This window comes from Nisaea sp. (assembly GCF_965216895.1).
Classification (GTDB): Bacteria; Pseudomonadota; Alphaproteobacteria; order Thalassobaculales; family Thalassobaculaceae; genus Nisaea.
This window is the reverse complement of sequence record NZ_OZ244205.1, coordinates 2,275,237-2,296,920: the sequence shown is the minus strand read 5'-3', so window position 1 is coordinate 2,296,920 and position 21,684 is coordinate 2,275,237. Positions and strand designations below refer to the sequence as shown.

Here is a 21,684-nt window from a genome sequence, read left to right as displayed (position 1 = left end):
CGAACTAGACTTCCCCGTCGTCCGCGGCTGACGGCTCGACGATCCGCACCACAGCCACGTCTTCCGGCCCGAGACCCTTGGCGAGACGCATCTTGTAGACGCTGACCCAGATCGTGATAGCCACGGTGCCGACGAGGGTCGGTCCGAGCCAGCGGACAAGGGGCGGCAACATGTCCAGGTTGGTGACCATGAACGCCGTGACCGACGCGATGGTGCCGCCAAGCATGCGGATCATATGGGTGAAGAACCAGCGCGCCGGCTCGACGTTCTTGGACCTGAACCGGCGCAGGTCTAACAGGGCCATCAGCGCGCCGATGCCACCGAGAATCATTAGAACCGGCGCAAGATCCGTGTACCAGTAGACCGCCCCGTAAGCAGAGAGGCCGGAACAGGCGATCAGTGTGAACTGGGCGGCGCCCTTGTCGAGCGCGCCGATGCGAAAGCGCAGATCGGCGGATGTCGTGGGGTGCTTCAGGTAGAGCGCGCGGTATCCGCTCAACACCATGTAGTAGCTGAAAATCCCGACCGTCAGCAGAAAGAGGTCGTTGGTGCGCAGGCTCAGCATGACCGCGCTGGCGAACACGGCTGTCATCGCCAGCACGAACACTCGCCCCGACAAGCGGTGCACACGCCGCCCTTTCGGCGCGGCGATGGCTATGGCCGCTGCGCCGAGCGAGACGACGCCGGCAGCGATATGCGCGTTCAGGAGGAAAGGCACGGGCTCGTCCATCCGGTCAGTGTCGCATCTTGGCGCCGGTGCCGGAAGTCGTCAGGCGGGGACCAGTCCGGAAACCGCGGACAGCGCGAGGTCCGACGCGGCGTAGCGTAGCTTGCCCTCGACCATGGCGGCTTCGACGCGTGGCAGGCCTGCCTCGCGATCATCGACCACGATGAGGTCGGCACGCTTGCCGACGGCGATGGCACCACGGTCCGGAAGGTTGCCGACCCGTGCCGGACCTGTCGAAACCAGCGGCCAGGCCTTGCCCAAAGGCAATATGCCGTCGGCGACCAGTTTGAACGCGGCATGGAACTGGGCCGGGTAGTAATAGTCCGAGATCAGATAGTCGCAGAGGCCTTCCCCGATCACGTCCAGTGCGGAAACATTGCCCGAGGCGCTGCCGCCGCGCAGTACGTTGGGCGCGCCCATGCCGACCGGATTTCCGAGCGCCCGTGCGGCCCGGGCGGTCTCCATGTTCACCGGGAACTCGGCGACATTCGCGCCAAGAGCATTGTACCTCGCGCGCATCTCCGGCGTATCGTCGTCGTGCGAGCCGATGGGCACGCCGGCGCGACGGGCCACCGCGGCGATGGCCCGGACATTTTCCTCCGCCTCGGTTTCCCGGGCCCTGCGCGCCTTGAGCTCGGCGCGGAACTCGTCGAAGCTCATGCCGATGATATGCGACCATCGCTGCATGCGCTCCGGACTGTTGCGCAGCGAGTCCTCGTATTGCGGCAGGTGATCGTTGAACACCATCATCGCGACGCGGCCGCCTTCGATCCATTTCCGCGCGCGCTCCTGCTCTTCCATCGCGAAGATCTCGAAGCGGAGATGGAACCGCAGATCGGCACCGAAACGGTGCCGGCCGCGTTCGATCGCCTCGAGGATCCTTTCCGCCGTCGCGCCGCTGCGCAGCCGTCCCTCCCAGCTGACGCCTTGGGCGAGCAGGGCCGTGGTGATGCCGGAGGCCAGGATCGCGCGATCCGCGTCCATCAGGGCGATATCGATCGGGAACTCGGTGCCGGCCCTTGGTGCAAGGCTGCGTTCGAAGCCGTCGCCATGCAGGTCGATGACGCCGGGAAGCAGGAGCCGCCCCCCGAGGTCGATCGTGTTCCCGCGTCCACCGTCGCCAATGGCGCGGATCGTTCCGGCCTCGACCTGCAGTTCGGTTTTCTCTATCGCGCCGCTTTCAAGCAGGATGCGCGCATTGACCAGGGTAACGGGCATGGGACCTCGGGCGGACTGAACGTCGAAAGGAGGGAAGATGTCCCCTGAAATGGTTGCAGCAATATGACAGACGGTAAATTACCGGCGGTTCAGTCGTCTCCGGCCCCATCCTTCGCCATCGTCAGGGCGACCTTTTTCTCACGATGGATCAGGTGGAGATTGCGGAGATAGACGACGAGACCGGTCGATTGGCCGACAATGAAGACCGGATCCTTCCGCCAGATGGCGTAGATCAGCATCATCAGGCCGCCGGCGGCGCTGAAATACCAGAAGGCCACCGGCACGACGCTCTTTCGCCCGATCTCGCTCTTCACCCATTGCACGATGAAACGCGCGGCGAACAGCGCCTGGGCGGCGAATCCGAAGGTCAACATGACCATCTCTTCGATAGAGAGGTCGAAAAAGGAGTCGAGGTTCACGTGTCGATTTCTCTCGCTTCGAGGCGTCCCGGGCTGCGCCGCAGCAGCCATGCCACGCCCAGCAGATCGGGGATGCCGACCAGAGCCCGGCCGAAATTGGAATATTTCGATTGGCCGTGCTGACGGTGGCGATGGTTTACCGGAACCACGTGGACCGCGCAATTCTCCCGTTTTGCAAGCGCCGGCAGAAAGCGGTGCATGTGATCGAAATAGGGAAAGCGCAGGAAGGTCTCGCGGGCATAGAGCTTCAACGAGCAGCCGGTGTCCGGATTGTCGTCCTTGAGCAGAAAGCGCCTGATCTTGTTGGCATATTTGGACGCCCAGCGCTTCGAGGCCGTGTCGCGGCGGTTGACCCGGTGTCCGGTGACCATGACCGGCCGGGTCCCTGTCGCGGTCTCGCGGTACTTCTCGAGCAGCTTCGGAATATCGGCCGGGTCGTTCTGCCCGTCGCCGTCCAGCGTTGCGATCAGTTCGCCGCGCGCCGCAAGCACACCGTTCCGGAGGCCTGCGCTCTGTCCGCAGGTTCTGTCATGACGGATGATCCGGAGAAAGGGGCGTGTCGCCTTCAGTTCCCTCAGGATGTCCGGCGTCCGGTCGGTGCTGGCGTCGTCGATATAGAGGATCTCGAACGCGCAGACCGCTTCGAGCGCTGCTTCGATCTCTGAAATCAGGGGAGCGACGTTCTCGGCCTCGTTCAGGACCGGGACGATGACGGAGAGCAGCGGTGTCTCGCCGGTCTCCGGTCGGGAACTTGAAAGACTGGAATGCGTCACGTCTGGCCTTCCGGCACTGGCTGGTCCTGCGGTTCTTAGGACGTAGGCACGTCCCGATCAACCGGCAATAGCGGGAGAGGAGATGTGCGCAGGCATCAGACGGCTGTAGGGGCCAACGGCGGGACCGGATCTAAACGTCCTCTCCCGGCCTGTCGCGACGCGCTTCGCCGCGCTAGACTCCGGCCTCTTGCGATCAGAGAAGCAGGCCAGATGACAGACAGGAAACCCGAACTCGCGTCAGTCGATCTCGATGCCGCCCGGCAGATTTTTTCCGAGGATAACCTGAAGGCTCTGGTCGAGATCATCGGGCCGGTTCTGCAACGCGGCGGCCGGACCCTCGCCTACATGCTACCGGCCGCTTCGCGGATCGGGCATTTGTGCCTGGAGCCGTTCTACCTGCGAAACCTCTATGGCGAGAGCCATCAGAACATCGCCGCTATCATCCATGACCACCGCTTCCAGGGATACAGCACCGGCGTCCGCCGGCTGCATGAACCGCGCGTCGATTTTCTTGAGACCATGAACCGCAAGCTGGTCATGATGGGGCATTTCAACGCGCGGGCAATGGATATCGGTCCCCTTACCTGGGCGGTCCTTTCGCCGAGCGCGCTGTTTCGCGATTTCGTGCTGCATCTGGAGCGCGGCGAGCCGATCGCCCATCTGAGCGTGCCCGAGGACCTGCGCGCGGAGGGACGGGCCCGGCTTGCCGCCATGGGGTTCGGCGACGGCCGCCCGTCCGTTGCGCTGCATGTCCGAGACACCGGGTACCTGCCGGAGATGGCCTACCACCACTTCCGGGCCAACCGGATCGATCACTACCAGCCCGCGATCGATCATCTCGTGGGGAAGGGCTACCGGGTCTTCCGCCTCGGCGACCGGACCTCGATTCCCTTGAACCATGACAGCCCGCTCGTTGTCGATCTTCCCCACCACCCGGACTATGCCGACATCCTCGATATCGTCTGTATCGCCGAGGCGCGCTTCGCGATCACCTGCGCGTCCGGTCCCGAAGCGATCGCCCGCATCCTGAACCGGCCGATGGTGATGGTGAACGGATACAGCCAGCCGGACCACTGGATGAACGCCAACGACCTTTTGCTCTTCAAGACCTACCGTGACCGGCAAACCGGAGCGCCGATCGGATACGACGAGATGCTGGCGCGGAACCTGTTCCTGGTGAACACGGTCGAGGGTTTCGAGCGCGCGGGCGTCACGCTGGAAGACAACAGCCCGGACCAGATTCTGGCGGCGGTGATGGAGATGGAGAGCCGACTCGACGGCAGCTATGAGGCGGATCCGGCGCTCGACGCCCGCTTCACGAGCCTCTCCCGGAGTCACCTCGAACGCTACCGGGCCAGCTTGCCGGAGCGCGGGCCGGAGGAGCAGGACCGCTTCGAGACCTATGCCTACGCGCTGCCATGGACCCGCTATTGCCAGTCGTTCCTGCGCGAGAATCCGTGGTTCCTGGCGTGACCCGCGGCGTGAGAGGCACCACATTGTGGTCTCTGGAAACGGTTAGGATAAGACCATTGTCAGCGTCCAGGGCAGGGAGGAGATGACCATGTTGAGAGCCGCATTGATCGCCGCCGGGATTTTGCTCGCGGTCCCCCATCCTGCCGAAGCCGTCTTCCCCGAGTCCGACAGCGCTGTCGAGCGGCCGCCGATCTGGGCGGCCGGTGTGACCGCGATCGAGACCGGAGATTACACCAGGGGACTGGAGATCATGCGTTCCTTCGTCGAGGAAAACCCGGAGGACGCGGATGCGTGGTCGCTTGTCGGATTCAGTCTGCGCAAGCTGAAGCGCTATGTCGACAGCGAGCATGCCTACCAGCGGGCCCTTGAGGTCGACCCGAAACATCTCGCCGCGAACGCCTATGCCGGAAAGCTCTATCTCGAGACCGGGCGGGTGCTGGATGCGGAAAAGCGCCTCGCCGTGCTCGACGAGCTCTGCAAGGCCGGTTCGGGATGCGAGGACCGGGAGAAGCTGGCGGGGATGATCGAGAACTTCCGGAAAACCGGCAAGGCCGGGGACGACTGGTAGGGCTCTTCAGGGTCTGCCGATCCCCAGATCCCAATCCGGTTCGCCGCGGAACTTGCGGCTGAGGAAATCCACGAACACCCGGACCTTGAGCGGCAGGTTTCGCGCGTGGGGATAAAGCGCGTAGAGCCCGAAATCAGCGGGTTCGAAGTCACAGAGGATCGGTTGCAGCCGGCCGGCGCGCACGCTGTCCGCACAGATGAAGGTCGGGAGCTGGGCGATGCCGCCGCCGCTTTCCGCCATGGTCAGGATTGCGTCGCCGTTATTGGCGAGCGCCCGGGGCGCGATGCGGACATGCTGGGCCCGGTCTCCGACGCGGAAGTTCCAGGACATCCCCTCGTTCAGATAGCTGTAGGCAAGATGCGCATGCCCGGCCAGTTCGTCCGGATGTTTCGGCTCCCCCCGTTTTTTCAGGTATTCCGGCGCGGCCGCGGTGACGACGCGAATGGGGCACAGCTTGCGGGCGATCAAGGAGGAATCGGCAAGTTCGCCGATCCTGAGCGCGACGTCGTAACCTTCCTCGACCAGGTCGACGCGGCGATCATTCAGCACCAGCTCGACGCAGAGATCCGGATAGTCGAACAGGAAGCCCGGCAGCAGGTTCGCGAGTTGCACCCGCCCGAAGGAGACTCCGGCGCTGACCCGGAGCAGTCCGCTCGGGTTCGATTGCAACGAGCCGGCCTCGCGTTCCGCGGCATCGACCTCGGCGACGATCCTCTGGCAGCGCTCGTAGAGCAGCGTCCCGGATTCCGTCAGGCTGAAGCGGCGCGTCGTCCGGTTGAGCAGGCGGGTGCCGAGATGATCCTCCAGCGCGCTGACCTGCTTGGAGACCGACGATTTCGAAATCCCCAGGCTCGTGGCCGCTTTGGAGAATCCCCCTTCCTCGACCACCTTCGCAAACACCACCAGCCCGGTCAGATTCTCCAGCATGCGTCTTCCCTCGACTTTTTATTGTTTCCGCCATGAAACAGACCGGTTCAATCTAGCCGGATTGTCCCGGCGAGGGAATGGCCTCAGGTAGAGGCCAGCGAACAAACCCATTTTCCGGAGACGGCAATCATGACCAAGGTCCTCGTGCTCTATTATTCCTCCTACGGCCACATCGAAACCCTGGCCGGTGCCATTGCGAAAGGCGCCGGATCGGTGGACAAGGTCGAGGTCACGGTGAAACGCGTTCCGGAACTGATGCCGGAAGATGTGGCCAGGAAAGCCGGCGTGAAATTGGACCAGGCGGCCCCGGTCGCAGAACCGTCGGAACTGGCGGATTACGACGCGATCATCTTCGGCACCCCGACCCGCTTCGGCAACATGGCCGCACAGATGCGGAACTTTCTCGACCAGACCGGCGGCCTCTGGGCCAAGGGGGCTCTGATCGGCAAGGTCGCCGGCGTGTTTACCTCGACCGGCACCGGCGGCGGGATGGAATCCACCATCCTCTCGACCCTACCGACTCTCGTTCACCATGGCATGATCTTCGTCGGCGTGCCGTACAGCGAGCAGGCCCTGACCGACATCGGCGAAGTGCGCGGCGGCTCTCCCTACGGCGCCGGCACCATCGCCGGCCCGGACGGCAGCCGCACGCCGAGCGAGATCGAGCTGCAGATCGCGGAAAGCCAGGGGCGCCACGTCGCCAGTGTCGCGGCGAAGCTGAAGGCCGGTGAAGCGGCGCAAAGTGTGGCAGAAGCGGCTTGAGCATTCGCCGGCCCGTCTCTGCCTAATGCGTCATCATCTAGACGTCATCCCGGCCACCGAGCCGGGATGACGTTTCTTGAGTGCGTGATCTTGCGCCCTCACATTCCGTGATAGCGCTGGTACCACTCGACGAATTTCGGGATCCCGTCCTCGATCGGCGTTGACGGCGCGTAGCCGAGATCCCGCGCCGCCGGGTCGATGTCGGCGTAGGTGGCGTAGACGTCGCCCGGCTGCATCGGCTGCATGTCCATGATCGCTTCGACACCGCAGGCCTGCTCGATCACCCGTATGTAATCGAGCAGCTTCACCGGATTGTTGTTTCCGAGATTGTAGACCATGTGCGGACAGGCGCCGTCTGCGTCCGATGGCGGGTTGTCGAGCGACGCGACGACGCCCTTGGCGATGTCGTCGATATAGGTGAAGTCGCGCATCATGTCGCCGTTGTTGAAGACCCGGATCGGCCGGCCTTCGAGGATCGCGCTGGTGAAGAGCCAGGGCGACATGTCGGGGCGGCCCCACGGGCCGTATACGGTGAAGAATCGCAGCCCCGTCGACGGCACCCGGTAGAGATGGGCGTAGGAATAGCTCAAGAGCTCGTTCGCCTTCTTGGTCGCACCGTAGAAGGAGACCGGGCTGTCGGTTTTCTGTTCGGTGCTGAACGGCATCTCCCTGTTGGCGCCGTAGACCGAGGAGGAGGAGGCGTAGACGAAGCTCTGGCATCCCGCCGGCCGGTCCATCAGGCCGCGCACGAACTCGAGCATGTTGGCATGGCCGACCAGGTTCGCGCGCACATAGTCGCCCGGATGGTCGATCGAATAGCGCACCCCGGCCTGGGCGGCGAGATGCACCACCCGGTCGATATCGGGATAACGCGCCGTCAGCCCCATGACCGCGCTGTCGTCGGCGATCTCCAGTTCCTCGAAGGTAAAGCCGTTGCGGCCTTCCAGGGTTTTCAGGCGCGCATGTTTCAAGGCCGGATCGTAGTAGCTGTTCAGATTGTCGATCCCGACGACCCTCTCGCCCCGCGCCAGCAGGATCTCCGCCACATGCATGCCGATGAAGCCCGCGGCGCCTGTCAGCAGTATCGTCATAAACCTCTTCCGAATCGGTGAAGAACCCTGTTTTCCGGGGGTTCTTATGCCGGAACGAATCCGGGGCGCCAAGCATGCGAAACGGTAATTTCACATTTGCCTCCAGCGTATCGCTGCCCGGTGTTTCGTTTCGCGCTCTCCCCGATTAACGAAAATCTGCGTCGTTCTGTCGCGCCGCTTTGTCGATTTCTTGCGTTTTTCGGACCTGCTCCCGGCGCCGATTGCCGCACCCCGGTCGAGGTCTTACCTTAATTACAAACGAAACAATGGGAATGTCCGGAGAAACCGGCGCCCGCAGCCACCGGGGAGAGACCATGACGGCGCTCAAGACCGTCGCGCTCGACGACAAATATGCCCTCGACCGGGGCAGGGTCTACATGACCGGCATCCAGGCCCTGGTGCGCCTGCCGATGGCCCAGCGCCAGCGCGACGTTGCGGCCGGTCTCAATACCGCCTGTTTCATCTCCGGCTATCGCGGCTCGCCGCTCGGCACCTACGACCTGCAGCTCTGGCGCGCCCGCGAGTTCGTCAAGAAGAACCACATCCATTTCGAGCCCGGCCTGAACGAGGATCTCGCCGCGACCGCGGTCTGGGGCAGCCAGCAGACCGAGCTCTATCCCGGCGCCAGGTATGACGGCGTCTTCTCCATCTGGTACGGCAAGGGCCCCGGCGTCGACCGCTCCGGCGATGCCTTCAAGCATGCCAATTTCGGCGGCACCGCCAGGCATGGCGGCGTGCTGGCGGTGGCCGGCGACGACCATGTCGCAAAGTCCTCCACCATCCCGCACCAGAGCGAATACGCTTTCATGGATGCCTGCATTCCGATCCTTCATCCGGCCGGCGTGCAGGATGTGCTCGACTACGGTCTCTACGGCTTCGCGATGTCCCGCTTCAGCGGCTGCTGGGCGGGTCTGAAGGCGACGGCGGAGAACATGGACAGCTCCGCCTCGATCGAGATCGATCCGATGGCGCTCGAGATCCTGACCCCCGAGGATTTCGCGATGCCGGAGGGCGGGCTCAATGTGCGCTGGCCGGATCCCTGGCTCGAGCAGGAGGAACGGCTGCACGACCACAAGCTGCCGGCCGTCCTCGCTTTCGCCCGCGCGAACCGATTCGACAGGGTGATGCTCGGCAACGCCAAACCGCGCATCGGCATCGTCACGGTCGGCAAGTCCTATCTCGACGTGCGCCAGGCGCTGGACGATCTGGGGATCTCGGAAAAGGAAGCGGCCGAGCTTGGTCTCGCCATCTACAAGATCGCGATGCCGTGGCCGCTGGAGCCGGAGGGACTGAAGGAATTCGCCGCCGGCCTCGAGGAACTCATCGTCATCGAGGAGAAGCGCCCGCTCATCGAGAGCCAGGCGAAGGAAATCCTTTACGGTCTCCGCAACGCGCCGAAGATCATCGGCAAGAAGGACGAGAGCGGTACGGTCATCATGCCGACCAACGGCGAGCTCTCCGCCGGCAAGATCGCCCGTGTGCTGGCCCGCCGCCTGCTCGGTCTGCATGACCACACGCGCCTGCGCGAACGTCTCGACTTTCTCGACGGACACAAGAAGGACGCGATCAAGCCCGCGACCGATTTCCAGCGCATCCCCTATTTCTGCTCCGGCTGTCCGCACAACACCTCGACCAGGGTGCCGGATGGCTCGCTGTCCTTCGCCGGCATCGGCTGCCACTTCCTCGCCAGCTGGATGCCGGAGCGCGAGACCAAGACCTTCACGCAGATGGGGGCCGAGGGCACGCCCTGGATCGGCATGGCGCCCTTTACCGAACACAAGCACATGTTCGTCAATCTGGGCGATGGCACCTACACCCATTCCGGCCTGCTGGCGATCCGCGCCGCCGTCGCCGCCAAGGTGAACATCACCTACAAGATCCTCTACAACGACGCCGTGGCGATGACCGGCGGGCAGCCTGCGGAAGGCGCCTTTTCCGTCCTGGAGATCGCCAACCAGGTCGCCGCCGAGCGCGTCGCCGCGCTGCGCATCGTCACCGACGAGCCGGACAAGTACCCGCTGGGCACCCATTGGCCGGATTTCGCCACCCTGCATCACCGCGACGAAATCGACACCGTGCAGAAGGAACTGCGCGAGACCGAGGGCGTCACCATCATCCTCTACGACCAGACCTGCGCCACCGAAAAGCGCCGGCGGCGCAAGCGCGGCCTGATGCCGGAGCCGGCGAAACGGCTCTACATCAACCAGCAGGTCTGCGAGGGTTGCGGCGATTGCGGCGTGCAGTCCAACTGCGTGTCGCTGACCCCGGTTGAGACCGAGTTCGGCCGCAAGCGCGCGATCGACCAGAGTTCCTGCAACAAGGACTATTCCTGCGCCAAGGGATTCTGCCCGAGCTTCGTCAACGTGATCGGCGGACAGGTGCGCAAGAAGACCGGAACCCAGCCGGCGGCACAACGCACCGAGATCTTCCCGGTGCTGCCCGAGCCTACGCTTCCGGCGCTGAAGGAGCCCTACAACATCCTCATTACCGGCATCGGCGGCACCGGCGTGGTGACCATCGGCGCCCTGCTCGGCATGGCGGCGCATCTGGAGGACAAGGGCGTCACCGTGCTCGACCAGATCGGCCTTGCGCAGAAGAACGGCTCGGTGATCAGCCATGTCCGTCTCGCGCGGCAGCCGGAGGAGCTGCATGCCGTCCGCATCGCCGCCGGAGCGGCCGACCTGCTGCTCGCCTGCGACATGATCACCGCCGCGGGCGCCGAGGGGCTTTCCAAGGTCAATCTCGGCGAGACCACCGCGATCGTGAACACCCAGGCGACCATGAACGGCGCCTTTACCCAGAACCCGGACCTGCAGTTCCCGGCGGAAGCGGTGAAATCGGCGCTGAGGAAGGCCTGCGGCGAGAACTCGACGCATTTCCTCGATGCCAACCGGATCGCCACCGCGCTGCTTGGCGACAGCATCGCCTCCAACCTCTTCGTGCTCGGGTATGCCTACCAACTCGGCCTGATTCCGCTTTCGGGCGCGGCGATCGAGCGGGCGGTGGAGCTGAACGGCGTCGCCGTCGACTTCAACAAGAAGGCCTTCCTCTGGGGGCGCCGCGCCGCGCACGATCTCACCACAGTCGAGAAAGCGGCAGCCCCGGTCACCGAAGCGCCGAAGCATCTCGACCTCTCGAAGAGCGTCGATGAAGAGATCGAGCGGCGGGTGGAGGAGTTGACCGCCTACCAGAACGCCGCCTATGCGGCCCGCTACAAGACTCTTGTCGACAAGGTCCGCCGGGCCGAGGAGGCGATCCTGCCGGGCACGGAGAGCCTGACCGAGGCCGTCGCCCGCTACGCCTTCAAGCTGATGGCCTACAAGGACGAGTACGAGGTCGCCCGGCTCTATACCGACCCGGTCTTCCGCCAGCAGCTCGAGGAGCAGTTCGAGGGGAAGTACCGGCTCGAGGTCAATCTTGCCCCGCCGTTGCTGGCGCAGCGCGACCCCGATACCGGCCATCTGAAGAAGCGTGCCTATGGTCCCTGGATCTTCAGCGCATTCAAGCTGCTGGCCGCTTTCAGGGGCCTGCGCGGCACGGCCTTCGATCCCTTCGGCCGGACCGAGGAACGGAAAACCGAGCGCCGCCTGATCGAGGAATATTTCGCCGATATGGACGCGGTCGTCACGTCCCTCTCTTCGGACAATCACGCCGCGGCGGTCGCGCTTGCGAAGGTGCCGGAACATATCCGCGGCTACGGTCATGTGAAGGAACGCCACCTCGCCGATGCCGCCCGCCGGCGCGCCGAGGCGCTCGAAGCCTTCCATCACCCGGAACCGAGCCGGAGCGCCGCCGAATAGCGGGGCTTGTATCGGGCCTCCCTGCGCCCATTTCTTTTCGATGCTTTATGGATTGAAACGGCTGCAGCGCCTCACCCTCTTCTGCCTCGTGCTGGTCCTTGCGCTCGGTATTCCCTTGGCCGCAAGCGCCGTCAACCACCTGACGGAGGGACCAGCGCACTGGAGCCAGGCACGCCGCGATTCTTCCGGCCTGGCACCGAAACCGGAGGAGGCGCCCGAAGCGGTCGTGCAGGTCTATGCCGGCCGTGCCTGGAGCTGGCGCGGTATCTTCGGGGTGCATACCTGGTTCGCGGTGAAGCCGCCCAACGCCGCCGAATATACGCGCCTCGAAGTTATGGGCTGGCAATTGCGCTACGGCAGCACGGCGGTCCGGGTGAGGAACGGGACCCCCGACGGCTACTGGTTCGGCTCCGAGCCCGAGCTGCTGGCAGACGTGCGCGGCCCGGACGCGGAGATTCTGATCCCCCGCATCCTCGCCGCCGCCGAAAGCTATCCGCACGCGGACGCCTACCGGATCTGGCCCGGTCCCAACAGCAACACCTTCACCGCCCACATCGCCCGTCACGTCCCGGAGCTCAGTCTCGACCTTCCACCGACCGCAATCGGCAAGGATTTCATTCCCGACGGTGCGGTCTTTGCGAAAACGCCGAGCGGGACCGGTTTCCAGATCTCGCTGCTCGGGCTGGCGGGCGTGATGCTCGCCGTCGAGGAAGGAATCGAACTCAACGTGCTCGGCCTGACGCTCGGCGTGGACGTGACGAAGCCGGCGCTGAAACTCCCGGGCGTCGGCCGGGTCGGGCTGTCCAACTAGTCTTTCCCCAACCCACTCCATAAGAACGACCGCCGTCCCACGCGGTTGGGGGGACGGGCCGGGCTTTATGGCCCCCGGGTTTCCGCGTGCGCGAGAACGACGCCATTTGCTCGGGGGGCGAACAGTCACCCTGCGTAGGTCGACCCCTCCTCGTCGAGGATGGCCTTGAGCTCGTCGAGATGCCGGTTCGCCTGGCCCGGATAGTCCTCCAGTTCCTGCGCGGTCTTTTCGGCGATCTCATCCGGCATCACCCGGAGGTCCAGGCCGGTCTGGAGAGCGCGGATATAGGTCTCCGCAGCGCGCTCGAAGTAATAGAGCCGGTTGAAGGTGTCGGCGACACTGTCGCCGATAACGAGGATGCCGTGGTTGCCCATCACCATGACCTTGACCTTCGGGTCTGTCAGCATCGCGGCGCAGCGCTCGCCCTCCTCCTCGAAGGCAAGGCCGCCATAGGACTCGTCGATCACCATGCGGTTGTAGAATGTGGCGCAGTTCTGGTCGATCGGCGGCAGGCGGCTGTCCTTCAGGCTGGCGAGCACGGTGGCGTGGATCGAGTGCACATGCATGACACAGCGCGCATGCGGACAATGCCGGTGGACCGAACCGTGCAGACCCCAGGCGGTCGGGTCCGGCGCGCCGGGGCGGTCCAGCACCTCCGGGTCGTTCGCATCCAGCTCAAGCAGGTCCGAGGCCTTGATGCGGGCAAAATGCATCTGGTTCGGGTTCATCAGAAAGCGCGTCCCGTCCGCGTTCACCGCGAGCGAGAAATGGTTCGCGACGCCCTCATGCATGTCGAGCCGCGCGGTCCAGCGGAAGGCTGCGGCGAGATCGACGCGCTCCGGCCAGTAGCCGAGATTGCTTTTCGGGGTGAGGGCGACGGGGCTGGTCATGGGAATTCTCCCGGTGGGGTGGGCAGGTGCGCCCAGCCTGACGGGCGGGCGCCGGTTTCGCCACTGCAAAAATGCGGATGCTGCGATTAGCGGGGGTTATGGTTTCGCGGTTTCACCGTCATCCCGGCGGAGGCCGGGACCCAGGGAACATGGTGCACCGCCCTTCGATCCTCTGGGCCCCGGCCTGCGCCGGGGTGACGAGTTCAATGGGTAAACGCCGCGCCCATCTCGGTCAGCCAGGCGAGCATCTTTTCCGCGGGCTCCTCCCCCGCGCGGTCGGGCGCGGTCACGGCGTAGAAGGCGCTCGGCGGGGTGAGCGGGGCGGCGACCGGGGCGACGAGTCTACCTTCCGCTACGTAGCCGCCGGTGATCGAGCGCCAGCCGAGCGCGAGCCCGCGGCCGGCGAGCGCGGCCTGGGTCGCCTGCACATAATTGGAGAAGCGCAGTTGCACCGGGTTCGACGGGCGGCCGAGGCGGAGCGCTGAAAGATAGTCGGCCCAGCCGAGCCAGCGCGGGTCGCCGGTCTCGACATGGATCAGCGGCGCCGTGTGCAGGCTCTCCTCCGTCAGTGCCAGCGTCTCGGCAAGGGCCGGGGTGCAGACCGGCTCGATCCGCTCCTCGAACAGCCGGGTGACGGCACCGTCGCTCCAGCCGCCGTCGCCGAAGCGGATGGCAATGTCGATCTCGCCGGCAATGGCGGGGGCGCCGCTCTCGGAGGTGATCACGTTCACCTGCAGGTCGGCATGGCGGGCGTAGAAGCTCTCCAGGTGCGGCATCAGCCAGTGGGTGGCGACGCCGACCGAGCAGGCGACCGTGACGGCGGAGCTGTTGCGGGTGGTGCGCCTCCGGATCTCGTCGACCGCGCCCGCGATCCGCGCCAGCCCGTCCTCCGTCGCGCGCAGCAGGATCTCGCCCTCGGGCGTGAGCGAGGCGGGCCGGGTCTCGCGGTTGATCAGGCGGGCGCCAATATGGTCCTCGAGCTGTTTCAGGGACTGGCTGACGGCCGGCTGGGAAACGTTCAGCGCGGCGGCGGCGGCGCGCAGATTGTCCGAGCGACAGACCGTCCCGAAGACACCGAAGAGGCGGAGCGGCGGCAGGTGGCGTGACATCCGATAAACTCACCTTATCGAAGCATGCGATTTTCGAGGCTTCCCACGGAGCCCGGCGAGGGTTCAAGTTTTCCATTGATAACAGTGGTTTGGATGGCGCGATTGGACCGCTTTCTGGTCTCGATCCGACATTTCGGCGCAGGCATTCCTCTTATGAAAGCGGCGGGGCCGCGGAAAGGGGCGTTTCATGCAGGCACGGCAGCAGGGCGGCGTCACGCTGGGCGAGAACGGTCTCGATCTCGGGTTTCCGGACGGCAGCACGGGCTACTTCAACTATTTTTGGCTCCGGGACAATTGCCCGTCCTCGTTCGACAATGTCACCCGGGAGCGCAGTTTCGACATATTCGGCGAGGCGGAAGCGCCGCGGCCGGCCGTGGCGGCCGTCGAGGGCCAGGAGCTGTCGCTGGTCTGGCGCTCCGGCCATGCGAGCCGTTATCCGCTGGACTTTCTCGCCGCCTATCGCAGCGGCAAGCCGCGCCCGGACGTGGCGGCCCTGCCGCGCCGCGCCTGGTATGCCGACAAATACCCGTCGGTTGCCCGATTTACCCAGGCGGAACTGAAGGCCGAACCGGAAAAGCGCCGGGCCTGGCTGGAGGCGCTGCTGGTCGACGGCGTGACTTTGGTGACCGAACTCCCGGACACGCCGGACTCTCTGGAGGAAACCGCCGCGCTCGCCGGCGAAATACGGCCGAGCTTCTTCGGCAAGGTGTTCGAGGTCTATACCCACATAAACCCGATCAACACGGCCTATACGGCGGCGGCGCTCGAGCTCCACACCGACCTGCCGTCGGAGGATTTCGCGCCGGGCGTGCAGTACCTGCATTGCCGCGCCAACTCCGTCGAGGGCGGCAACAGCCTCTTCGTCGACGCGGTCGCGGTGGCGGAGGATTTCCGCCGCGATCATCCGGAAGATTTCGCCCTGCTCGCGGAGACCGAGGTGCCGTTCTACTGCGAACACGACGCGTTCGACATGCGCGCACGCCAGCGGGTGATCGAGCTTGACCGCAACGGCGAGGTGGAAGGCGTCACCATGAGCCAACACATCGCCGACGTGTTCGACCTGCCGCAGACATTCCTCGATCGTTACTACCCCGCCTTTCATCGTTTCGGCCGGGCGCTCAGGGATTCGAAATATGTCATGCGTTTCCGCCTCAATGCGGGCGAATGCATCTGTTTCGACAATCACCGCGTGGTGCATGGCCGCGAGGCCTACACGGCCAGCAGCGGCGAGCGACACTTGCGCGGCTGCTACACCGACCGGGGGGAGCTTCGGAGCAGGTACCGGATCCTCAGCGGCACGGGGCGGTTCGGGTAAGGTGGCGCATCGCGAATTTGCCGTCATCCCCATGCGAGGGGGATGACGGGCTCTCAAGTGTGATGAGGTCGCTATCAGTCCGCGGCGTCCGAGAGCGCGGCGAAGCGCTCGAGATGGTGGTCGACGTCGCCGAAGAGGTGGTCGATCATCACCAGCCGCTTGGCGTAGTGCGCGACCGGAACCTCCCAGGTCATGCCAATACCGCCATGAAGCTGGATCGCCTGCTCGCCGACGAGGCGGGCATGTTGGCCGATCCCTGCCTTCGCTGCGCTGATCGCCTGCTCGCGAAGGTCCCGCGGCTCGTTTAGCCGTGCAGCGGCGAGAACGGCGAGCGATTTCGCCTGTTCCAATGCGATCCGCATGTCGACGGCGCGGTGCTGCAGCACCTGAAACTGGCTCAGCGCCTTGCCGAACTGTTTGCGGGTCTTCAGGTACTCGACCGTGGTTTCGACCGCCACTTCCATCGCGCCGACCGCTTCGCCCGCGAGCAGGACGATGGCGCGGGCCATCACCTCCTCAATGGCGGCGAAACAGGCGCCCGGCGTACCGAGAACGGCGTCCGCGGCGATTTCGACGCCGTCGAGCGCTATTTCCGCGACATGCGTGCCGTCGATTCCGGGCGTACCGTGGATCATCATATTTGCGGCGCCCTTCTCGACAAGGAAGAGGCCGATGCCGTCCTCGTCGTCGTGCGCGCCGGAGATCCGGGCGGAGACGATCAGCAGGTCCGCCGCGGCGCCGTTCAACACCACAGACTTGCGGCCGGTGAGCGTCCAGCCGCCACCGGTCTTCTGCGCCGTGCAGCGGACATGGGCGGCCTCGTAGCGGCTGTCCGGCTCGCCATGGGCGAAAGCGAGCAGCGTCTCGCCCCCGACGACGGCGCTCAGCAGGCTGTCCTTCTGTTCCGGCGAGCCGAGCAACTCGATCAGGCCGCCGCCGAGCACGACGGTGGAAAGATAGGGCTCGACCACCAGGCCTTGGCCGATGGCCTCGCCGAGGATCATAAGGTCGACGCCGCCACCGCCAAGTCCGCCCAATTCCTCGGCGAACGGCACGCCGAGCAGGCCGAGTTCGGCGAGCTGGCTCCAGACCTCGCGGGAGAATCCCTCGTCGCTGCCGATGATTTTCTGGCGGGTCTCGAAATCGTAGGTCTCGCGCACCAGGCGTTCGACCGTGTCCTTGAGCATGCGCTGCTCTTCGCTGAGCGAAAAATCCATTATCTGTAATCCTTTAGAGTCCGAGTCCGGCCTTGGCGATGATGTTCTTCTGGATCTCGTTCGACCCGCCATAGATGCTGAGTTTGCGCATGTTGAAATATTGCTGGGCGATGGGCGCGGCATAGTCCGGGCCGACGGGCTCGCCGTTGAAACCCTCGTCGAGCGCCTCCGACTGGAACGGGATCGCGTAGGGGCCGATCGCGCGCCGCGCGAGGTCGGTGATCTCCTGGCGGATCTCGGTGCCGCGGATCTTTAGGATCGAGCTCTCCAGCCCCGGCGCGCCGCCGGACTGAACCTCGGCCAGCACCCGGAGATTGGTCATCTCGTGTGCCATCAGGTCGATCTCGACCTTGGCTACCCGGTTCCGGAACAACGGATCCTCGATCAGCGGACGGCCGTTCTTCACCTGGTCGCGGGCGATGGCTTTGAGATGCAGCAGCGCCGCCTTGGAGGAACCGACATTGGCGATGCCGGTGCGCTCGTGGGTCAGCAGGTACTTGGCGTAGGTCCAGCCTTTGTTCTCCTCGCCGACAAGGTTCTCGGCCGGGACCTTCACATTGTCGAACCAGACCTCGTTCACCTCGTGCTCGCCCTCGAGCAGGATGATCGGGCGCACGGTGACGCCGGGCGTATCCATGTCGATCAGCAGGAAGGAGATGCCTTCCTGCGGTTTCGCTGCGTCCGGATTGGTGCGCACCAGGCAGAAGATCTTGTCGGCGAACTGGCCGAGCGTGGTCCAGGTCTTCTGGCCGTTGACGATGTAATGATCGCCCTTGCGCTTGGCGCTGGTGCGCAGCGAGGCGAGATCGGAACCGGAGCCCGGCTCGGAATAGCCCTGGCACCACCAGTCGGTCAGGCTGAGGATTCGCGGCAGGTAATAGTCCTTTTGCGCCTGGCTGCCGAATTTCATGATCACCGGGGCGACCATGTTGACGCCGAAGGGCAGAATGCGCGGCGCGCCGTAGGCGTAGCACTCCTCCTCGAAGATATGCTTCTGCACCGGCGTCCAGCCCGGACCGCCATATTCCTTCGGCCAGTTGGAGCCGAGCCAACCCTGTTCGGAGAGCGCCTTGTGCCAGCGGAAGTAATCGTCTTTTGCGAGACGCTTGCCACCCTTGATCTTGGCGCGGAGATCGTCCGGCACGCCGGCCTTCAGGAAGGCGCGCACCTCGTCGCGGAACGCGAGTTCCTCCGGGGTGAAGTTCAGGTCCATATCGTCTGCTCCCTTACGCCACTTCGAACAGGCCGGCGACGCCCATTCCGCCGCCGACGCACATCGTGGTCACAACATATTTCGCACCCCGGCGCTTGCCCTCGATGAGGGCATGCCCGACCATCCGTGCGCCGGTCATCCCGTAGGGATGGCCGATCGAGATCGAGCCGCCGTTGACGTTCAGTTTCTCGTCCGGAATGCCGAGTTTATCGCGGCAGTAGAGGACCTGCGAGGCAAAGGCCTCGTTCAGCTCCCAGAGATCGATATCGTCCAGCCTGAGGCCGGCCCGTTCAAGCAGGCGCGGCACCGCGAAAACCGGCCCGATCCCCATCTCGTCCGGTTCGCATCCGGCGGTCGCGAGGCCGCGGAAGATGCCGAGCGGAGAGAGATTGCGCTGCTCGGCCAGCTTCGCGTCCATGACGATGCAGGCCGCGGCGCCGTCGGAAAGCTGGCTGGCGTTGCCGGCGGTCACGAATTGTCCCTCGCCGCGTACCGGCTGCAGGCTTGCGAGTCCGTCGAGCGTGGTGCCGGGGCGGTTGCATTCGTCCTGTGTGAGCGTCACGGTCTCGCGGGAGACCTCGCCGCTCTCTTTGTCCTTCACCAGTTTTTCGACCGTGATCGGCACGATCTCGTCGTCGAAGCGGCCGGCCTCTTGCGCTGCAGCGGTGCGCTGCTGGCTCTTCAGTGCATATGAGTCCTGTGCGTCGCGGGAGACACCATAGCGGGACGCGACCGTGTCCGCGGTCTCGATCATGGAATGGTAAAGCGCGGGCTTGTGTTCCATAAGCCAGGGCTCTTCCAGCCGGGTCTGGTTGAGATTGGCCTGGGTCAGGCTGATCGACTCGACGCCGCCCGCCGCCATCACCGGCACATGGTCGACGATGATGCGCTGCGCCGCCATGGCGATGGCTTGCAGGCCGGAGGAGCAGAAACGGTTCACCGTGACGCCGCCGGCGGAGACCGGCAGGCCGGCCCGGATCGCGGCGAGACGGGCGATATTCTTGCCGGTTGCGGCTTCAGGCAGCCCGCAGCCGAGAATCACGTCCTCGATCTCGGCCGGATCGACTCCCGCACGTGTGACAGCGTGCTGAAGCGCATGCCCGGCCATCGTGGCCCCGTGGGTATCGTTGAATGCGCCGCAAAAGGATTTCGCCAAGCCCGTGCGGGCGGTCGACAGAACGACGGCCTCTCTCACCTTATCCTCCCATTCGTTTTCCTATGTCATATCGAACAGCCGGGCAGGGCGACAAGTTTTTTCGAAATTGAATTTCGCTTTGCGAAACGATGCGCGGCAATCAGTAGGGCACCGGGATCTGGATACCGAAGCGCGGTCCGTCCTGCGGCGCGTCCTTCACTGTCTCCCGCTTCGGAAGCTTCGGGGCCTCGAACGGGATTTCCGCGTAGTCGAACTGACTCAGCAGGTGAGAAATGCAGTTCAGCCGGGCCCTTTTCTTGTCGTTCGAATCGATGATGAACCAGGGCGATTCGGGCGTATGTGTCTGCCGCAGCATCTCGTCATAGGCAATCGAGTAGTCGTCCCAAAGCCGGTACGATTCGATATCCATCGGACTGAGCTTCCAGTGCTTTGTCGGGTCGGTCATTCGGGAAATGAAGCGGCGTTCCTGTTCGTCGCGATCGACATGCAGGAAGTACTTGATGAGCTTGATGCCGGTCTCGATGATCTCGCGCTCGAAATAGGCGGTCGAACGCAGGAAGCGATGGACCTGCTCCATCTCGGCAAAGCCCATGACGCGCTCGACCCCGGCGCGGTTGTACCAGGAACGATCGAACAGCACGATCTCGCCCGCTGCCGGGAAGTGCTGGATATAGCGTTGGGCGAAGAGCTGGCTTTTCTCGCGCTCAGACGGTGCCGGCAGGGCAACGACCCGGAAGACACGCGGGCTGACGCGCTCGGTGATGCGTTTGATCACACCGCCCTTGCCGGCCGCATCGCGGCCCTCGAAAACCACGACCGCCCGTTCTCCTGTCGCCTTGATCCATGCCTGCAGATGACAGAGTTCGATCTGCAGGTCATGGAGCGCCTTTTCATACTCTTTCCGGCCGAGCTTCCGGCGCGTGCCGCCGCTCCTGTTGGACATGGATTCTCCTCCGGCTGTCGCCAGGATTAGATCACGGTCGGGAAGCGCTTGTCAGCCGGTCCCGCGTGACCGGGGCCGGGGTTCCAGAGATGGCCCGGACGCCGGCCCCGGCGGCATGGTCCAGACCGGTCAGGAGCACATGACCTGGGCGGAGCGCATAAGATGAACGCCGTGACCCCGGTTGAGGTAAGCAGAACCGGCATGCGGCCTTGAGCGCGCCGTGGATCGCGGGTTGCACCCGGCGTTCCAGTATCCCCGGCGGCGCAGGCAAGGCCGCGGCTCAAATGATTGTGATCGAATCCGATCCGCCTGTACGACTTCAACCCGAAACACGGCGCGCAGCGACGCAGGTTCGAATACGAGGCATATCCGGGTCTCGGAAAACCCGCCGTGAGTCACTATTTGTTAGGGGGAGAACCGTTAGGTTCGTGATTCGATTCTATTGTCTATCGGGGGCGCGTTCTCCCCGTTTCCAGGCCCGGAGATCAGGCATTCCTGGACACCTGATCTCCCTGCGTTCTCCCGGACCGGGAGAGGCGGCGCACGCCGGGACCGGGTTTGGTTGTCGCTCCTCATTCGCTAGAGGTTGCTGTGGATCAGACCACGATTAGCATGATCGAAGACGCCTATTTCGAAACCGTGGCCGAGTCGTTCGATCGCGGATTGTCGCCCCTGAAAGCCCATATGGAAGGTGTCGTCGCGGCGGCGATGCTGTTGTCGGCGGTCGAAGGGGTCGAGGACGATGCGGCGCGAAAGCAGGTCATGGAACTGGGCCTGCGGCCGCGCGTGGAGGATTGATCAGGCTTTCGGGGCCGCCTGGAATTGCAACAGGTGCGACGCGCAGGTCTTGCAGTCGCTGCTGCCGAACCTTTCAATAGGGACCGAAAACTCACTATTTTCGAGCAGCGTACGGACCAGCTCGCATTCCGTGCGTGAGCGGTAGGCGAACCCTGCGCGCGCATGCGCTTGCACCGTGATCTGGTCGATATGCCAGCGGGTCCGACCGTCTCCGCGCAGATGCCGGCCAAGACGTGCTCTCAGGCCGCCGGGACCCTTTGCGCTACCGGCATATGCATAGAGACCGGCCGGGAGAGCGGCATCACGCCTGGCAATCTTTACGGAACGCGGCACCTGGAGCTCCAGGAACAACAGGTAACTGCCGGGCATCGGAGCGATCGCATTCTCCGAAAGATGCACGATGCCGGTGTCCGGGATCAGCGTCCGAACGGCTTCTAGCAAACCGTCGAGAGCTGTCCCGGACCCCGGATGCAT

20 protein-coding genes are annotated in these 21,684 nt (G+C 64.5%); 7 read left to right on the top strand and 13 right to left on the bottom strand.

Annotated elements, in window-relative coordinates; genetic code table 11:
* Positions 1–4 precede the first annotated feature (4 nt).
* The 4 genes from ACOOE1_RS11060 to ACOOE1_RS11045 all read right to left on the bottom strand — a co-directional run bounded on the left by ACOOE1_RS11060 (position 5) and on the right by ACOOE1_RS11045 (position 3,137).
* Positions 5–718, bottom strand: coding sequence for a hypothetical protein (locus tag ACOOE1_RS11060; RefSeq protein ID WP_420402251.1), 714 nt, complete (start codon positions 716–718; stop codon positions 5–7).
* A gap of 51 nt (positions 719–769) precedes the next feature.
* Positions 770–1,945: an alpha-D-ribose 1-methylphosphonate 5-triphosphate diphosphatase gene (locus ACOOE1_RS11055; RefSeq protein ID WP_420402250.1), complete on the bottom strand. Its 1,176-nt coding sequence runs from the start codon at positions 1,943–1,945 to the stop codon at positions 770–772.
* Between the two features lie 89 nt (positions 1,946–2,034).
* A complete protein-coding gene (locus ACOOE1_RS11050) occupies positions 2,035–2,364 on the bottom strand; it encodes a lipid-A-disaccharide synthase N-terminal domain-containing protein (RefSeq protein ID WP_420402249.1) in 330 nt (109 codons plus the stop codon).
* Positions 2,361–3,137, bottom strand: a complete 777-nt coding sequence (locus ACOOE1_RS11045) for a glycosyltransferase family 2 protein (protein WP_420402248.1) — start codon at positions 3,135–3,137, stop codon at positions 2,361–2,363. Before ACOOE1_RS11045 ends, ACOOE1_RS11050 begins: the two co-directional genes overlap by 4 nt.
* 210 nt (positions 3,138–3,347) lie before the next feature.
* Between ACOOE1_RS11045 and ACOOE1_RS11040 the strand changes: the two genes are divergently transcribed.
* Positions 3,348–4,610: a TIGR04372 family glycosyltransferase gene (locus ACOOE1_RS11040; RefSeq protein WP_420402247.1), complete on the top strand. Its 1,263-nt coding sequence runs from the start codon at positions 3,348–3,350 to the stop codon at positions 4,608–4,610.
* A gap of 88 nt (positions 4,611–4,698) precedes the next feature.
* Positions 4,699–5,178 (top strand): tetratricopeptide repeat protein, encoded by a 480-nt coding sequence (locus ACOOE1_RS11035; protein WP_420402246.1) that lies wholly within the window; start codon positions 4,699–4,701, stop codon positions 5,176–5,178.
* Positions 5,179–5,184: 6 nt separating this feature from the next.
* Here the strand turns inward: ACOOE1_RS11035 and ACOOE1_RS11030 are convergent, their stop codons facing one another.
* On the bottom strand, positions 5,185–6,105 hold the full coding sequence (locus ACOOE1_RS11030) for a LysR substrate-binding domain-containing protein (protein WP_420406391.1): 921 nt from the start codon (positions 6,103–6,105) through the stop codon (positions 5,185–5,187).
* Positions 6,106–6,234: 129 nt separating this feature from the next.
* Here ACOOE1_RS11030 and wrbA point away from each other — a divergent pair, with 129 nt between their 5' ends.
* Positions 6,235–6,867 (top strand): NAD(P)H:quinone oxidoreductase, encoded by a 633-nt coding sequence (wrbA, locus tag ACOOE1_RS11025; protein WP_420406390.1) that lies wholly within the window; start codon positions 6,235–6,237, stop codon positions 6,865–6,867.
* A gap of 98 nt (positions 6,868–6,965) precedes the next feature.
* Here the strand turns inward: wrbA and ACOOE1_RS11020 are convergent, their stop codons facing one another.
* Entirely contained in the window at positions 6,966–7,958 is a 993-nt protein-coding gene (locus tag ACOOE1_RS11020) for an NAD-dependent epimerase/dehydratase family protein (protein WP_420406389.1), read from the bottom strand.
* Positions 7,959–8,230: 272 nt separating this feature from the next.
* Here ACOOE1_RS11020 and ACOOE1_RS11015 point away from each other — a divergent pair, with 272 nt between their 5' ends.
* Together ACOOE1_RS11015 and ACOOE1_RS11010 are read left to right on the top strand one after the other, a co-directional pair.
* Positions 8,231–11,758: an indolepyruvate ferredoxin oxidoreductase family protein gene (locus ACOOE1_RS11015; protein WP_420406388.1), complete on the top strand. Its 3,528-nt coding sequence runs from the start codon at positions 8,231–8,233 to the stop codon at positions 11,756–11,758.
* Between the two features lie 52 nt (positions 11,759–11,810).
* A complete protein-coding gene (locus ACOOE1_RS11010; RefSeq protein WP_420406387.1) occupies positions 11,811–12,569 on the top strand; it encodes a DUF3750 domain-containing protein in 759 nt (252 codons plus the stop codon).
* A 125-nt stretch (positions 12,570–12,694) separates the two neighbouring features.
* Here ACOOE1_RS11010 and ACOOE1_RS11005 read toward each other — a convergent pair whose 3' ends face one another.
* Positions 12,695–13,459: a class II aldolase and adducin N-terminal domain-containing protein gene (locus tag ACOOE1_RS11005; RefSeq protein WP_420406386.1), complete on the bottom strand. Its 765-nt coding sequence runs from the start codon at positions 13,457–13,459 to the stop codon at positions 12,695–12,697.
* 203 nt (positions 13,460–13,662) lie between these two features.
* On the bottom strand, positions 13,663–14,568 hold the full coding sequence (locus tag ACOOE1_RS11000; protein ID WP_420406385.1) for a LysR substrate-binding domain-containing protein: 906 nt from the start codon (positions 14,566–14,568) through the stop codon (positions 13,663–13,665).
* 187 nt (positions 14,569–14,755) lie between these two features.
* Between ACOOE1_RS11000 and ACOOE1_RS10995 the strand changes: the two genes are divergently transcribed.
* Entirely contained in the window at positions 14,756–15,883 is a 1,128-nt protein-coding gene (locus tag ACOOE1_RS10995; RefSeq protein WP_420406384.1) for a TauD/TfdA family dioxygenase, read from the top strand.
* Between the two features lie 74 nt (positions 15,884–15,957).
* On the opposite strand, the gene ACOOE1_RS10990 is transcribed toward ACOOE1_RS10995, so the two are convergent.
* The 4 genes from ACOOE1_RS10990 to ppk2 form a co-directional block, all read right to left on the bottom strand.
* Complete coding sequence (locus ACOOE1_RS10990; RefSeq protein ID WP_420406383.1) at positions 15,958–17,100, bottom strand: acyl-CoA dehydrogenase family protein; 1,143 nt, start codon at positions 17,098–17,100, stop codon at positions 15,958–15,960.
* 13 nt (positions 17,101–17,113) lie between these two features.
* Positions 17,114–18,313, bottom strand: coding sequence for an acyl-CoA dehydrogenase family protein (locus ACOOE1_RS10985; protein WP_420406382.1), 1,200 nt, complete (start codon positions 18,311–18,313; stop codon positions 17,114–17,116).
* 13 nt (positions 18,314–18,326) lie between these two features.
* Positions 18,327–19,508, bottom strand: a complete 1,182-nt coding sequence (locus ACOOE1_RS10980; protein WP_420406381.1) for an acetyl-CoA C-acyltransferase — start codon at positions 19,506–19,508, stop codon at positions 18,327–18,329.
* Positions 19,509–19,608: 100 nt separating this feature from the next.
* Complete coding sequence (gene ppk2 / locus ACOOE1_RS10975; RefSeq protein WP_420406380.1) at positions 19,609–20,412, bottom strand: polyphosphate kinase 2; 804 nt, start codon at positions 20,410–20,412, stop codon at positions 19,609–19,611.
* Positions 20,413–21,024: 612 nt separating this feature from the next.
* Here ppk2 and ACOOE1_RS10970 point away from each other — a divergent pair.
* Positions 21,025–21,210, top strand: a complete 186-nt coding sequence (locus ACOOE1_RS10970; protein WP_420406379.1) for a hypothetical protein — start codon at positions 21,025–21,027, stop codon at positions 21,208–21,210.
* Here the strand turns inward: ACOOE1_RS10970 and ACOOE1_RS10965 are convergent, their stop codons facing one another.
* Complete coding sequence (locus tag ACOOE1_RS10965) at positions 21,211–21,651, bottom strand: GIY-YIG nuclease family protein (RefSeq protein ID WP_420406378.1); 441 nt, start codon at positions 21,649–21,651, stop codon at positions 21,211–21,213. It abuts the gene before it with no gap.
* Between the last annotated feature and the right edge of the window lie 33 nt (positions 21,652–21,684).

What these genes read in the sequence shown, in the direction of transcription:
- ACOOE1_RS11055 (WP_420402250.1), bottom strand. Translation starts at nt 1,945, where the DNA reads ATGCCCGTTACCCTGGTCAATGCGCGCATCCTGCTTGAAAGCGGCGCG.
- ACOOE1_RS11040 (WP_420402247.1), top strand. Translation starts at nt 3,348, where the DNA reads ATGACAGACAGGAAACCCGAACTCGCGTCAGTCGATCTCGATGCCGCC.
- ACOOE1_RS11035 (WP_420402246.1), top strand. Translation starts at nt 4,699, where the DNA reads ATGTTGAGAGCCGCATTGATCGCCGCCGGGATTTTGCTCGCGGTCCCC.
- ACOOE1_RS11030 (WP_420406391.1), bottom strand. Translation starts at nt 6,105, where the DNA reads ATGCTGGAGAATCTGACCGGGCTGGTGGTGTTTGCGAAGGTGGTCGAG.
- wrbA (WP_420406390.1), top strand. Translation starts at nt 6,235, where the DNA reads ATGACCAAGGTCCTCGTGCTCTATTATTCCTCCTACGGCCACATCGAA.
- ACOOE1_RS11020 (WP_420406389.1), bottom strand. Translation starts at nt 7,958, where the DNA reads ATGACGATACTGCTGACAGGCGCCGCGGGCTTCATCGGCATGCATGTG.
- ACOOE1_RS11015 (WP_420406388.1), top strand. Translation starts at nt 8,231, where the DNA reads ATGTCCGGAGAAACCGGCGCCCGCAGCCACCGGGGAGAGACCATGACG.
- ACOOE1_RS11005 (WP_420406386.1), bottom strand. Translation starts at nt 13,459, where the DNA reads ATGACCAGCCCCGTCGCCCTCACCCCGAAAAGCAATCTCGGCTACTGG.
- ACOOE1_RS11000 (WP_420406385.1), bottom strand. Translation starts at nt 14,568, where the DNA reads ATGTCACGCCACCTGCCGCCGCTCCGCCTCTTCGGTGTCTTCGGGACG.
- ACOOE1_RS10995 (WP_420406384.1), top strand. Translation starts at nt 14,756, where the DNA reads ATGCAGGCACGGCAGCAGGGCGGCGTCACGCTGGGCGAGAACGGTCTC.
- ACOOE1_RS10990 (WP_420406383.1), bottom strand. Translation starts at nt 17,100, where the DNA reads ATGGATTTTTCGCTCAGCGAAGAGCAGCGCATGCTCAAGGACACGGTC.
- ACOOE1_RS10985 (WP_420406382.1), bottom strand. Translation starts at nt 18,313, where the DNA reads ATGGACCTGAACTTCACCCCGGAGGAACTCGCGTTCCGCGACGAGGTG.
- ppk2 (WP_420406380.1), bottom strand. Translation starts at nt 20,412, where the DNA reads ATGTCCAACAGGAGCGGCGGCACGCGCCGGAAGCTCGGCCGGAAAGAG.
- ACOOE1_RS10970 (WP_420406379.1), top strand. Translation starts at nt 21,025, where the DNA reads ATGATCGAAGACGCCTATTTCGAAACCGTGGCCGAGTCGTTCGATCGC.